Below are 13,475 nucleotides of genomic sequence, written 5' to 3' on the forward strand. Positions count from 1 at the left end.
GCCACACTGTATTTCCAAAACAAATCAATGAAAACTATAGCCCTGATAACCTGGTGTATACTGGCTTTTGCCGGTATTACCACCGCACAAAAAGGAAGAGTGACCGAAAAGCAACAACGCACCAACGAATTTATTGCCACCAGCAAAGAATACGATGAGAAAGCCAGAAACGGAACTCTTACAAATGCCGAACTGGCAACACTGACCCAACTTTTCAACGAAACCGACACCTATCTGGGTACCTACATTACAGGAGAAGAAGGCCAGTTGATTTTCAATAAACTGAACCGGATGAGGTGCTACACAATGTATACAAATATTCTGCTCAGGATTAAACACAACGACGAAGTAATAGCCATTGCCAGGCAGAGATTTAATCTGCCAGACGATAATCTGATTGTGGATGCCGAAACCGTTAAGGCAGCACACCAGTATGATTACGCCGACCGCACAAACGACAAATATGATAAACTGCAAACAGGGGGTTATATTGTGCAAAGGGCAGATTACGTTAACATAGCCGGCACTTTTTATTCGGGTTTAATAATAGCTTCGGTGCGTACCAAAAACTATTCGCTGATGGACAGCCTCTTTCTGAAAGGCATTAAATACGGCTATTACCAAAGCATACCCGATATATTAAAATCCACCATGGGCAAAAATGTATTGACTACCTACAAAACGCCGGCAGATTACGACACAAAATATATGTTGGCGGCTACCCTGGTAAAAGATGCGTTTGATGGGCTAACCGAAGAGCAAAAGAAAAGAGATGAAGAAAATATTAAAGTTAATCAGAAAATAAGCGAACTGTTCGCCTCTGCATTGAAACAAGACGTTACTACAGCCGCAGGTATAACAGGGTTTAACACCGCATTAAAATATACACTCAAAGATAAGAGCCTGAACGATATAGAAAAGGCCAACTTTATCAAAGCAAACCTGGATACATGGGCTATTCAGGCCGATAATGCCAACAGACAATGGCTGTCTGACAAGAAAATTTATGCCTTAGTTGTGAGGGATATTTCGCAGTACCTGATTAAGCCGGAAGATAAAGCCTTTAGTGATAAGTTTTGCGGGTTCATTAATAGTCACGGATTCTATGCATCAGAATCAAACCCGGGGTTGGTTTATGATTGCTATCTCTACTACAAAAACAACGGGCAGAAGAAAGAAGCCAAAAGGTTTTATAAAGAACACCTGAAAACACGGTACAGTGAGCAGTATCCTGATTAGGAAGCAATACTAATTGTTTTTTTTAATAAAACGGCTTTCTGATAATTTGTTTTAAATTTGGGAAAATCAAATCGTCTTGAAAAGAAATTACTTTATTTTATTCCTGCTTGCGCTTTCCTTTTGGGCAAATGCGCAGGTATTATCACCCGAACAGCAAAAACTGGAACATGCCTTACAGCTGCTGAAAGATTACAAACTGGATTCGGCAGAAATACAATTCAAACAGCTTTTACGTGCCGAAATCCGTGAGCAGCAACCTAAAGTTTACATCAGAGCTGAACTTAACCTCGGTAGAATTTACGGCGACAAAGGCAGCAATGTGCTGGCATTGGAACATTATCAGAATGCCCTGAAAACAGCCGAAACCGCCAATGACAAGGAGTCTGTTCCGTATGTTCTGAAAAATATCGGTGTGTTGTATGTAAGCTGGAAGAAATTTGACAAAGCTTTTGAATATTATGATCAGGCAGAAAAAATAGCATCCGTAACCGGCAACAAAGAACTGGTAGCCGATTGCCAGAACAATAAGGGCATTATTTACGAACAGCAGGGGAAATATCCGGAAGCGCTGGCTGCCTATAAAAGTGCGCTGGCCATATATTCCGAAAAAAATATTCCGGGCAAAATTTCTATGGCACTCAGCAACATTGCCATTGTGTATAAGTTTCAGAAAAATTATCAGGAAGCCATCCATTACAATATGCAGGCCATTTCTCTTTCAGAAAAACTAAAGGATAAATGGAATATGGCCGCCACATACAACAACGTCGGTAACCTGTATGGCGAAATGGGAGATTATAAAAAGGCGATTCAATTTTGTGAAAAAGCTCTGGTTATTGCCAAAGAGATCGATGCCAGAGAAATTATAGAGTCTACTTATGATAGCATGGCCGATGCCGCCGCCAAAGCAGGAGACTATAAAAATGCTTTTGCCTACCATAAATTGTTTTCACAGGCTTTGAGCGAATTTATAAACAAGGAAAACACCAGACAGCTTACTGAACTCAATGTAAAATATGAATCGGAGAAAAAACAGAACCTCATCAATCAGCAGCAGTTTGAGATTAAGCAAAAAAATAACTGGCTGATGTTTGGGGCTGTCTTGTTTCTGGTTTCGTTGCTTGCCGCTTATTTTATCTATAAAAGTTACAAGAACAAAAAGGAGAAAGAACTGCAACAAGAGATACAACAAAGGCAGGAAATGGCGGCCAAAGCCCTTTTTGAGGGTGAGCAAAACGAGCGTTTCCGCATTGCCCGCGACTTGCACGACAGCGTAGGACAAATGCTTTCACTGGTGAAAATCAATATGTCGTCGCTTCCGCAGAATGAAGCATCAGAAAGTACTCAGAAACTGGTAGACAAAACCATAGATGAGGTGCGGAATGTTTCTCATAATCTTATTCCGGAAGAACTGAATTTCGGAATTCTTCCGGCATTAGAAAACCTTGCCGACAAAGTAAATACCTCATCTGCTACCACCATGGAGGTTGTCATTGGTGATGAAGTGCGGGCAATAGAATTTCGGCAACAAAACCAGCTTTCCATCTATAGAATCGTTCAGGAAGTGGTCAATAATATGATTAAACACGCCGAGGCAAGTCTCATCAATCTATCGGTAAACAAAACGGAAAACAAACTCATCATACAAATACGTGACAACGGCAAGGGGATGGATAAAGACGCTGTTCTGCAATCGAAAGGCATAGGTTGGAAGAATATCTACGCAAGGGTACATTTGATGGACGGGAAAATCAATATTGCATCAGAAAAACTGGCAGGAACCCAGATAGAAATTACACTACCGCAAAATGGTTAACGAAGAAAAAATAAATATCATCATTGCCGACGATCACCAGATGCTGCTGGATGGTGTTAAAAATATGCTGTCAGGTATACCACAATACAACGTTGTTGCCGAAGCCAACAACGGGCAGGCGGCTTATGAAACCATAGTAGAACAACCGCAGACTTTCCGCTTGCTGCTTACCGATATCAGCATGCCTCTGCTGAGCGGCACACAGTTGTGCAGAATGGTAAAAGACAAGTTTCCGCATATTCAGGTTTTGATACTGTCAATGTACAATAATGCCGTAGCTGTTAAGGAAGCCGTACTTGCCGAAGCCGACGGCTACATACTTAAAAATGCAGGGAAAGACGAATTATTGAAGGCGATTCATCGCATTACAAACGGAGGAACTTATTTTGCCGATGATATCGTGCCTCTCATTTATAACCAGTATCACAAAGAAAAAATACAACAGGAGCAGTTGTCGGTACTCACCACGAGAGAGCGGGAAATCCTCAGCCTGATTGTAAAAGAAATGACCAGTGAAGAAATAGCCGAAAAGCTTTTCATCAGCAAAAAAACAGTCGATAATCACCGTCAGCACCTGCTGGAAAAAACCGGCTGCAAAAGCACCGTTGGTTTAGTGAAATTTGCCGTAAAACTTGGGGTTGAGTAGAATCAACTGTGCTGATAGTACTTAGGTTATTGCATTTTGCCTGTGCAAAGCTCGTTTAGACGACAACAAAAAACCGGAAGCATAGCCTCCGGTCTCAGGATAGTAAGTCAATTAAACAGGTTAAATTTATCTGCTTACAGCATATTATAATGTCCCTTCAAATACTCTTATCGCAGGGCCTGTCAGGTATACATTTTTAAAACTTTCATCAAAAGATACTTGCAGATTACCGCCATTGGTAATTACTTTTACCGGGCTGCTCATTCCATATTTTAAATGAGCAGATAGCGCGCAGGCTGTTACTCCTGTGCCACATGAATAGGTTTCGTCTTCTACACCACGTTCATAAGTTCGTACATAAATGGTCTCCTGGTCTAGCACTTCTACAAAGTTAACATTCGTGCCGCCTCGTTTTACCCATTCTTCGGCGTATCTTACTTTTTTACCTTCTTCAAAGACCTCATAGTTTTTGACATCCTTTACGTATCGCACATAATGAGGTGAACCTGTATTCATGAAGTCATAATCATTGTGTTGTTCAAGGCTGTGAACTTCACCCATTTTCAGTGAAACAGTTTCGGTACCTGCAGTGGCTACATGCTCGCCGTCTACGGCTATAAATGTAGTGCTACCGCTGAAAATACCCAGGTCTTCGGCGAATCTCACAGTGCAGCGTCCGCCATTACCGCACATGCTGCCTTCATGGCCATCGGCATTGAAATACACCATCCTGAAATCATAATCGGGGTCGTTTTCCAGCAGAATAAGCCCATCGGCTCCAATTCCAAACCTACGATGGCAAAGGTGTTCAATATAAGGCTGGCTAACAGGAAACTGTCCGTCCCGGTTATCAATCATCACAAAGTCGTTGCCTGTGCCCTGATATTTATAAAATTTGCCAGTATATTTTTGCTCGCTCATAATTCAACAACAAATTCAATACAAACTTAATTCTTTTCCCTGAAACTATATTGCTACGATTTCAATAAATCAGACTTATCTCTGCTTCTTAGCCTTATTGTTCTGGCTACAACAATTAAGAGATTACAAAAGGCTACTATGCCTAACCAGATGATTACACTTGGTGCCATCAGAAAAATTCTTTCCCAGCTTAACACTCTCTTCGATAATAAAGTGAGTAAGGTAGGAGTCAATAATAGAAAAGCTAAAGGCAATAAACGAACGATACTTTTGCTGATAACCACCCAACCTGGTTTTGACCGATGTTTATGCACCCATATTTTTAAATTCCGGAAACGAAAAATGGTGAGCAGGAGAGTCAGGATTATAAAAGTAGCTACCAGTAACTCATAGATTGAATCAGACATGAAAGGAAATTCAGGCTCCTGATTACTAAGTATATTACGCACGCCTTGCAAAAATGAATGATAGTCCTGAAAGGCATTGATACCACTATTAAACAGAATCACTATGCCGTAACCGTCTTTGGTCAGAATCATCTGTTCTGCCTGATAGGTCCATAGTACACCACTATGAGAAACGTTCTTCTCACCATCTACAAACCATCCAAGTCCATATGAACTATTAGCCGGATTCGAAAACATGGTTTCTATGCCATTCTCACTCAATAGTCTTTGTCCTTTGTATTCTCCTTTATTTAAATAGAGCATCAGCCATTTGGCCAGATCAGAAGTGGTAGATACCATACCCGCAGAGCCCTCTATAAACCAGTCGGGTTCGTCAATTTTTTTTGTTTGACCAAACAAAAATATATTTCCTTGAGGTAAACGATTTCTGAACTCTAGTGTGCTTTGATAATTGGCGGTATGTGACATCTGAAGCGGTGTAAATATGTGTTTCTGCAGATAGTCTGAAAACTTATCCTCGCTAACCACTTCAACCAGATGCGCCATTACATGGTAATTTGGGTTGTGGTAATGAAATTTCTCACCCGGGCTACTTCCTAATTTTACATTTTTCAGGTTTTCGATGGTGTTCAGGATAGAAACAGGCTGTTGTGTAAATGTAAGCTCCGGATATACCACATCAGATAAACCGCTGGTTTGATTTAGAAATTGTTTGACTGTAATCCGGTCGGCGCGGACATCTGCCATTGTAAACGAAGGAATATATTTTTTAACGGCAGAGTCCAGATTGATTTTTCCGGCTTCTGCCAATTGCATCACCGCCATAGCCGTGAATGCCTTACTCAATGAGGCAATGGCAAAAGGACTACTACTAATTATGGCTTTGTTGTTTCCATCTCTGCCGTAGCCTTTCGAGAAAATCACTTTGTTTTTATCAGTAATTGCTATCGATAAACCCGGAATATGATTTTTATCTAAGTTTTGCTGTATAAATTGGTCGATTTTTTTTAGTTGTTCAGGCGTTTGTGCCTTGGTTTGAATGCCAGTAAACGTAATAGCGAAACAAACGGCTAATATTATCTGCAATCTTATTATCATAAATAGTAAGAATTTCTCTTTTAAATTTCGTTGTAAAAGATTTTAGAACAATACCTATTTTGACGGATTCAATATTCGTAAATATTCAACCCATGGGCCTACTTGTGTTTTGTATTGATAGGCCATTACACGCACAATCTGGCTGATATGGTTCATATCGTGTACTGTCCAGGTAGATAGTAATTGCGCCAGGCTTACCTCGCCGAATGCGGGATGAATACCCGTTTTACTCAGGTCATCATCAGTCAGGTTCATTGTACGCAATATGGACAGACTTTCTTTACGCACCTGCACAAATTCTTCCAGCAGTTCCGGCAATGTTTTAGTACCAATGTTTTCAAGATGCCCAAATCTGTCGAAAGGGGGGAAGACCCTATCGGCACTATCCGACAAGATTACCTCGGCTCTTGTTATCCAATCGGTTTTTTCGGCATGTATCAGGTGGCCTATGACATCATATACACTCCAGGTGTCGTCGCCTTCGTTGTTCATAATCCAGTCGGCATCGAGTCCGTTCAGAAATAACTCCAGGGCTTGCGGGGTGCGTTCAAGAACAGCTATTGATTTTTCGAGTGAAAACTGCATGGTTTGGATGGTTTATGGCTGGTAGCCGGATACAAAAAAAGCCGCTTCAAAGAAGCGACCTTTTCCCATACAAAATTATGAAAAAGCTATTACTTTTATCTTTAGACATCTGAAACCGCCGATGGTTTAACCGGCCGGTTGATGTACATTATTTCTTTAATTCTTTAATACGGGCTGCTTTACCTTGTTTTCCACGTAGGAAGAACAATCTTGCACGACGCACTTTACCGTTACGTACTACCTCGATTTTATCAATGTTCGGTGACAAAATAGGGAAAATTCTCTCTACACCTACACCGTTTGAAATTTTGCGAACTGTAAAAGTTTCGCCATTTGTACCAGCGTTACGACGCTGAATAACCATACCGGTATAAACCTGAATACGTTCTTTGTTACCTTCTTTAATTTTAACGTGAACGTTTACTGTGTCTCCGGCTTTAAACTCGGGGTGGTTGTTTCTTTGGGCAGCAGATTCTGCTTCAACCAATTTAATCAAATCCATTTCTTTGTTATTTACTTGACTATTAATTTATTCGTTTAGTGAAGCGGCTGAACCGTACAAATCCAGCATTCTCCTAACCGGAGTGCAAAATTAATAATTCTTAGTGTAAAATCCAAAAAACGAATGGATTTTTCATTTGTTGCCTTTGTTGATGCTAATATAGTGAAAAAATATACTCAGAAAAAGCCTGAACGAAAAAAAATATAAAATTTTTCAATTTCGTATAAATATATTCGTTGCCCCCTCTGCGGTGTTTTATTCTTTCTCTTTTACTTTGCCCCAACCCATAGTGGCTACCATCCAGTCGGGCAATGGTTTTTGTGTTTTTCTCTTTTTCAGATTCAGATACCAGCCGATTTTCTTTAAAATAGGCACTTTGTGCGTTTCCACAAACTCTATCAGCGTGCCGTCCGGATCTTCCAGATACGTGAATCGTCCACCTGCTTCACCCATATCAAAAGTATCGCTGCTATCTACCGTAAACGGAAAACCGCTGGCTGCACACAATGCTTTCAGGCCGTCCATATTCAGCGTATCAAAACACAGGTGTATAAAACCCAGGTCACCCCAGCTACGGCCTGCAAATATTTTTCTTGGTTTCACGTCGGTATCCAGCGCCTGTACCAGCTCAATTTCTACATTACCAAGCAAGCGGCTGAACGCCCCCTGATTATTCATAGCCTTGCGCAACAGCACTCTTCTGAAACGTGCATTACCTTTGCCAAGTGTCTCGAAATCTTTGAAGGTGCCGCTCTGGTCATACGCCAGTTCGCTGATTCCCAACGTATCTTTATAAAGTTTCAAAGCCTTGTCAATGTCGCTTACCCCGATTATAACCCCGATAACTCCCCCTGTATTACTCTCTTTAGGTTTGAACCACGAGTCGTCTTTCACAATCTGTAATTGGTTGCCGTACGGGTCTTGTAACCAGCTATGGTCTTTGTTTTCGGGCGATGCTTCTACTTTTAAACCATGCTTTGCGGCAAATTGTTTAACATCCTGACATTTAATTTTCAAGGCAAATATACCATAGTCACCCAGTTCAGGGGTAAATTCCGGTGCCAGAGGAGCCGGGCGATTCGACTGCCATATTTCTGCTCCGCCACCGCCTGCCATGTTCAGGGCAAGAATGGCACGGCGCTGTCTGATCACTCCATTGGTGTGCGGGGTCATCAATTTGGCTTCGGCCACATCATCAAAAAGCGGGACATTCAACCCCAAAACTCTGTTATACCAACTCCAGGCCTGGCCTGCATCTTTTACTCCGATTCCGACTTGTTGAATGCCACTGATGAATTCTGACATAATACTATCTGTATAAGTTTAAAATTGTTCGTTTTTGATCCACGAATAACCCCATTTTTGCGCAAAAATCAAAATGACAGAAAATTTTATTGCCGGAAAGTCGACCAGTGAATGGATTTTATAGTTGAGTGATTCAGCAGAAATGAAAATAGCCTTCCGTTAAGAAGGCCATTGTTTTTGTTGGTAGATTCAGAAATAATCCTTAGTTAGAACCCCATCCCAACCTTCCCTACGCGGGCCGCCCCAACAATGGGGAGGAGAATATTAGCCCTCTCCCCACAGTTGGAGAGAGGGTTAGGTCTATTCAATCTTTCTCTACATGGCTGCTGCCCGAGGTATTGGAGCTCACCGTAGGGTTGCCACGGTATTTTACTTTGCTTGCTCCGCTGGCGCTTACACGCAGATTATCGCTTACGTTTACTTTGGCTGAACTGGCACCCGATACATCCAGATTAGCTTTTTCTACGGTGGCATCAAAGGCATACAATTTTGATGCGCCTGAAATTTCAGCCTCCAGATCTTTACCATTACCTTCAATGGTCAGTTCTGATGCCCCCGACAAATCGATTTCGTAGGCTCTGGCTTTGGTTACAAAAGTTGCGGTTGAAGCACCCGACAAGTCGACTTCTAGTTGGTCGAGGTTATCGAAGCCTTTTACATAAGCAGTAACTGCACCCGAGAAATCGACTTCTTTCAGGTTGGGCATTTCAATCTCTACTTCCATGCGGTAGCGTTTGGCACGCCATTTAGAAAAGTACATTTTCAGTTCTCCGCCGCTTACCTTCACAATCAGGTCGTCGATATCCCTGCGGTCTCCTTTCACAAAAACCCGGTAGTTGGCGCTCTGTTTCACTTCTACATGAAAAGCATTGCTTATTTCAAGTTTATCGAAATCATCCACATTGTAACGCTTGTCTTCCGGGTTCCGCGGCTCAATTCCATTCTGAATAATTCCGCATGAGCTCATTCCTAATGCCATCAATAGCATGGCTAAAACACTGTAAACTGTTAGTTTTTTCATAATTGTTTTTTTTGTATTTGATGCTATGACAAGCTACATGCCAGGCACCCCCATCAGCATTCCAAATTTTTCTGTTTTTTTTCTGAAATCTGAGTTCAGCAAAAACAAATAAAAAAAATTACTAAAGTAAATGGGGGTAATTGCGCGGTGGGTTGTCCTATAAAAAAACCGTTCATCAAATTGAATTTTTAAACTTTCGATAGAAACAGCTATGTTTGCATAAACTTTTAAACTTTACCGGGTGCAATTATCTGAGCAGGAAATAGTTGGTGCAATCAGGCAGGGAAATGAGCGTATTTTCGAAGTTGTATTTCGGAAATACTATCAGAGCCTTTGCAATTATGCCAACTCGATTCTGAGAGAGATGGAAGAAGCAGAAGAAATTGTACAGAATCTGTTCTCAGCGTTATGGGAAAAAAGAGCAGACCTCGAAATCAGCATTTCGTTGAAATCATATTTATACCGGGCTGTTCATAATCATTGTCTGAACCGGATCAAGCACCTGAAGATACGGGAGGAGTATCAGGAATACGCCAACAATTATTATGAAAGTTCTTATGAATCAGTAGGGCAGGCGGTTATGAAAAATGAACTGGAGCGGCGCATAGAAGAGGCCATAGAAAAACTGCCCGAGCAATGCCGTCTGATTTTCAGAATGAGCCGCTTTGAAGAGTTGAAATACCATGAAATTGCAGAGCAACTGGGGCTTTCGCCCAAAACAGTCGAGAATCAGGTGGGTAAGGCTTTGAAGATATTAAGAACCGAACTGGCAGAGTACCTGCCTCTGGTGATTTTGTTAATAGATGGCTTGGTAAGGCTGAATATAGAATATTGGTACATTTAATCAGGCAAAAGCATTCTAAACTTGAATACGAATCATTCAGATAATAAAGAAGACCTTTTAGGTAAGTATCTGGCACGGGAAACCGATGTTAATGAAGATGCTTTGCTTGAAAAGTGGCTGCAGGAAGATGATACCCACCAAAAAGAACTGGATGATTACGCCTTTATCTGGAATAAGATAGCGGATATTAAGGAAGAGAAAACACAAACGGTTGATACCGACGCAGCCTGGTTGAAAGTAAAAGCAAAAATGGATGCCCCCTCGCAGGCGAAGGTGATTCCTATGAAACCTGCTGCGCCGCAAAAGAGATTCTTCACGCTGGGCATTGCTGCCAGTATATTTGTAGTACTTACGGCAGGCTTGCTGGCTTATTTCTTTACAGGCCGCCAACCGGAAATGCTGGCGCTCACTACCACAGGCAATACATTGCAACAAACCCTGCCTGACGGCTCCATTGTTTTTCTGAACAATAATACCACGCTTACGTATCCGGAAGATTTTAAAGGCGACACCCGCGAAATTGATTTGAAAGGAGAAGCCTTTTTTGACATTAAAAGAGATGAAACCAAACCGTTTGTGATTCACGCCAATGGGTCTGACATCCGGGTGCTGGGTACTTCTTTTAATATAAAAGCATATGATAAAAACGTAGAGGTGAGTGTAGCGACCGGTAAGGTAGAATTTAAAAACAAAAAGAAAGCCACCCTTTTGGTAGCGGGCGAACAGGCAGCTTTTGAAACAGAAAACGATACAATAAGGAAACTGATTGCCGATAAAAACGCCTTTGCCTATAAGACGAAAGTTTTTGTTTTTGAAAACCAAAGCCTTGAGCAGGTGGTGAAGGTATTGGCCGAAGGCTATCACACCGACATATCGTTCAACAATAATCTCATTAAGAGCTGTCGTCTCACTACCAGATTCAATAATGAATCATTGCCTGACGCCCTGAATATCATTGCCGAAACGCTCAACCTTACGGTTTCTTCTAAAGATGGTAAATACGTATTAGAGGGACAGGGATGCTCTGAATAAACCTGCTTCCTGTTTTTTGCTGCAACCGAAAAAAAATAGTTTTCAGATAGGGGGGGAAATGTTTTCGGATGTCATAGCTACAAAAAGAGATTAATTTATGAAAAAGCTATTAACGTTTATTTTCTTACTGCACCTATCCCAGTCGTTTGCTCAGGATACCCCACCGCTCGAACGCGTAATCACTGTAAAAATCACCAACGAAAAAGTTGACAATGCCCTGAAACTGATTGCGAATGCGGGCAGTTTCAGCTTTTCGTATAATCCTGACGAGATCGATATCAACAAACGTGTGTCGGTATCCGTGCAGAATCAACCGGTTCGCGAGGCGTTGAACGCCGTTTTCGGAAACACGGTAACATTTAAAAACAGGGGTAATTATGTGATATTGAAAAGAAATATCGAAGAACTGAAAAAGGATTTTTTCGTGATGGGCTACGTTTCAGACGGGGAGACGGGCTTAAAAATTGAAAAGGCCAGTGTATATGAACCTGTTACACTGGCGTCTGCCGTCACCAACCAATATGGTTATTATCGCCTGAAAATACCTGCTACATTACAAAACGTGAACCTGCAGGTGAGAAAACAGAACTATCGTCAAGAAGAAGTAGCCGTAAAAGCCAAAAATGATGCTACTATTAATATTTCACTTCTGCCCAGCAAGCCTATCCGGGTGGCAGAAAGAAAGCCTTTTCCCGTTATTATAAAAGATACGCTGCCGGCTAAAAAGCTGGATAGTATCCCACGCATGCCGGTAGTGCCATCTGATACCGACGTAAAAACAACTTACGATAAATCAAGAAGACCGGTAGATTATGACCAATACTGGAGCGAAACAAAAGATGTTTTGCGCGATACACACAAGCAGTTAACCGACTGGCTGATAACCACGAGACAGAATATACACCTAGATAATATCCAGGACACACTCTACCGTCCGTCGCAGATATCCTTTCTACCGTTTATAGGTACCAACCATTATCTGAGCGGAAACGTGATCAACGACTATTCGGTCAATATCATTGCGGGCTATTCGCTCGGGGTAAGAAAACTGGAAGTAGGAGGGTTCATGAACCTGGTAAGAGGCAGGGTAGATGGAATACAGGCAGCCGGTTTCGCTAACCTGGTGGGCGAAAATGTAAACGGTGTGCAGGCAGCCGGATTTGCCAATCTGGTAGGGCGCAATGCTTATGGTGTGCAGGCATCTGGTATGGGAAATGTGGTTCTGGGAAATTTAAGTGGCATACAAGCCGCAGGGTTTGGCAATGTGGTGCTTAATCATACCCGGAACTCGGTTCAGGCCGCCGGATTTGCCAATGCCATAGTGCACAGCGGTAGTGGCGTGCAGGCAGCCGGATTCGCCAATCTGGTGGGCGACAACTTCGATGGCGTGCAGGCTTCTGGTTTTCTGAATCATGTAGGCAATAATTTCACAGGGGTACAGGCAGGGGTGCTAAACATTGCCTATAAAGTTGACAAAGGCTTGCAGGTAGGTGTTTTAAACGTCGCTGAAGAATCTAACTCGGTACCTGTCGGTTTGATCAGCTTCGTAAAAAGAGGTGGTTATAAACGCCTTGAACTCAGCAATGACGAGGTTAGTCCGGCCAATATCACTTTTAAAACAGGTGTGCGCCGCTTCTATAATATTTTTACTGCCGGTATTGGCTTTAATGAGCCGGGCAAGCCGCTTTTTAGCCTTGGTTACGGCTTAGGCACCGCTTGGCGCATGAACAAAATGCTCTGGCTCAATTTTGACGTAGTTAGCTCTCATTTACAAAATGATGTGGAAGAGTGGGAATTGAATCAACTGATAAAAGGCAGCCTGGGTCTTGAGGTGCACCTGACACCCCGCATAGCTCTTTTTGTAGCACCTACCATTAATTTCCATGCAACCCAGCAACCGGAGATTAACCTGGGTACTTTCAGCAGATTTAAGTTCTATGAAAAACAGGGAAGATACTTGGGTGAGCGCGCCAACCTTACCTCATGGGTGGGTTATCAGGCCGGAATCAGAATCTGTAGTATCTGATAGAATAATCGAAGTATACCGAATAAATTCGGC

General features: G+C 42.1%; 12 protein-coding genes. 6 read left to right on the plus strand and 6 right to left on the minus strand.

From position 1 onward, the window contains the following. Nucleotides 1-27 precede the first annotated feature (27 nt). From AC1RRY_RS20280 to AC1RRY_RS20290, 3 genes are all read left to right on the plus strand, one after another. Nucleotides 28-1,239 (plus strand): hypothetical protein, encoded by a 1,212-nt coding sequence (locus tag AC1RRY_RS20280; protein ID WP_492823637.1) that lies wholly within the window; start codon nucleotides 28-30, stop codon nucleotides 1,237-1,239. A 76-nt stretch (nucleotides 1,240-1,315) separates the two neighbouring features. Further along, complete coding sequence (locus tag AC1RRY_RS20285; protein ID WP_492823635.1) at nucleotides 1,316-3,055, plus strand: tetratricopeptide repeat-containing sensor histidine kinase; 1,740 nt, start codon at nucleotides 1,316-1,318, stop codon at nucleotides 3,053-3,055. Then, nucleotides 3,048-3,701, plus strand: coding sequence for a response regulator (locus AC1RRY_RS20290; RefSeq protein ID WP_492823633.1), 654 nt, complete (start codon nucleotides 3,048-3,050; stop codon nucleotides 3,699-3,701). The genes AC1RRY_RS20285 and AC1RRY_RS20290 overlap by 8 nt, the downstream gene beginning before the upstream one ends. 144 nt (nucleotides 3,702-3,845) lie before the next feature. On the opposite strand, the gene dapF is transcribed toward AC1RRY_RS20290, so the two are convergent. The 6 genes from dapF to AC1RRY_RS20320 all read right to left on the minus strand — a co-directional run bounded on the left by dapF (nucleotide 3,846) and on the right by AC1RRY_RS20320 (nucleotide 9,540). Then, the gene (dapF, locus tag AC1RRY_RS20295; protein WP_492823631.1) at nucleotides 3,846-4,622 is read right to left on the minus strand and encodes a diaminopimelate epimerase; all 777 of its coding nucleotides are present in this window, start codon (nucleotides 4,620-4,622) and stop codon (nucleotides 3,846-3,848) included. Nucleotides 4,623-4,675: 53 nt separating this feature from the next. Further along, the gene (locus AC1RRY_RS20300) at nucleotides 4,676-6,127 is read right to left on the minus strand and encodes a serine hydrolase domain-containing protein (protein ID WP_492823629.1); all 1,452 of its coding nucleotides are present in this window, start codon (nucleotides 6,125-6,127) and stop codon (nucleotides 4,676-4,678) included. A 54-nt stretch (nucleotides 6,128-6,181) separates the two neighbouring features. Beyond that, nucleotides 6,182-6,712 carry a DinB family protein gene (locus tag AC1RRY_RS20305; RefSeq protein ID WP_492823627.1) on the minus strand — a complete coding sequence of 177 codons (531 nt, stop codon included), beginning with the start codon at nucleotides 6,710-6,712 and terminating at the stop codon, nucleotides 6,182-6,184. Between the two features lie 148 nt (nucleotides 6,713-6,860). Next, the gene (gene rplS / locus AC1RRY_RS20310; RefSeq protein WP_492823625.1) at nucleotides 6,861-7,214 is read right to left on the minus strand and encodes a 50S ribosomal protein L19; all 354 of its coding nucleotides are present in this window, start codon (nucleotides 7,212-7,214) and stop codon (nucleotides 6,861-6,863) included. Between the two features lie 255 nt (nucleotides 7,215-7,469). Next, nucleotides 7,470-8,519, minus strand: coding sequence for a VOC family protein (locus AC1RRY_RS20315; protein ID WP_492823623.1), 1,050 nt, complete (start codon nucleotides 8,517-8,519; stop codon nucleotides 7,470-7,472). Nucleotides 8,520-8,823: 304 nt separating this feature from the next. Further along, the gene (locus AC1RRY_RS20320) at nucleotides 8,824-9,540 is read right to left on the minus strand and encodes a head GIN domain-containing protein (protein WP_492823621.1); all 717 of its coding nucleotides are present in this window, start codon (nucleotides 9,538-9,540) and stop codon (nucleotides 8,824-8,826) included. 241 nt (nucleotides 9,541-9,781) lie between these two features. Here AC1RRY_RS20320 and AC1RRY_RS20325 point away from each other — a divergent pair, with 241 nt between their 5' ends. The 3 genes from AC1RRY_RS20325 to AC1RRY_RS20335 all read left to right on the plus strand — a co-directional run bounded on the left by AC1RRY_RS20325 (nucleotide 9,782) and on the right by AC1RRY_RS20335 (nucleotide 13,442). Then, nucleotides 9,782-10,384, plus strand: a complete 603-nt coding sequence (locus AC1RRY_RS20325; RefSeq protein ID WP_492823619.1) for an RNA polymerase sigma-70 factor — start codon at nucleotides 9,782-9,784, stop codon at nucleotides 10,382-10,384. Nucleotides 10,385-10,405: 21 nt separating this feature from the next. Then, a complete protein-coding gene (locus AC1RRY_RS20330) occupies nucleotides 10,406-11,416 on the plus strand; it encodes a FecR family protein (protein ID WP_492823617.1) in 1,011 nt (336 codons plus the stop codon). Between the two features lie 97 nt (nucleotides 11,417-11,513). Next, nucleotides 11,514-13,442, plus strand: coding sequence for an STN and carboxypeptidase regulatory-like domain-containing protein (locus tag AC1RRY_RS20335; RefSeq protein WP_492823615.1), 1,929 nt, complete (start codon nucleotides 11,514-11,516; stop codon nucleotides 13,440-13,442). Nucleotides 13,443-13,475: the final 33 nt, after the last annotated feature.

The organism is Emticicia sp. GW821-FHT11C11 (genome assembly GCF_058808615.1).

Bases quoted from the DNA above. Each gene is read 5' to 3' on its own strand.
- AC1RRY_RS20315 (WP_492823623.1), bottom strand. From the start codon at position 8,519: ATGTCAGAATTCATCAGTGGCATTCAACAAGTCGGAATCGGAGTAAAA.
- AC1RRY_RS20305 (WP_492823627.1), bottom strand. From the start codon at position 6,712: ATGCAGTTTTCACTCGAAAAATCAATAGCTGTTCTTGAACGCACCCCG.
- AC1RRY_RS20300 (WP_492823629.1), bottom strand. From the start codon at position 6,127: ATGATAATAAGATTGCAGATAATATTAGCCGTTTGTTTCGCTATTACG.
- AC1RRY_RS20320 (WP_492823621.1), bottom strand. From the start codon at position 9,540: ATGAAAAAACTAACAGTTTACAGTGTTTTAGCCATGCTATTGATGGCA.
- dapF (WP_492823631.1), bottom strand. From the start codon at position 4,622: ATGAGCGAGCAAAAATATACTGGCAAATTTTATAAATATCAGGGCACA.
- AC1RRY_RS20335 (WP_492823615.1), top strand. From the start codon at position 11,514: ATGAAAAAGCTATTAACGTTTATTTTCTTACTGCACCTATCCCAGTCG.
- rplS (WP_492823625.1), bottom strand. From the start codon at position 7,214: ATGGATTTGATTAAATTGGTTGAAGCAGAATCTGCTGCCCAAAGAAAC.
- AC1RRY_RS20280 (WP_492823637.1), top strand. From the start codon at position 28: ATGAAAACTATAGCCCTGATAACCTGGTGTATACTGGCTTTTGCCGGT.
- AC1RRY_RS20290 (WP_492823633.1), top strand. From the start codon at position 3,048: ATGGTTAACGAAGAAAAAATAAATATCATCATTGCCGACGATCACCAG.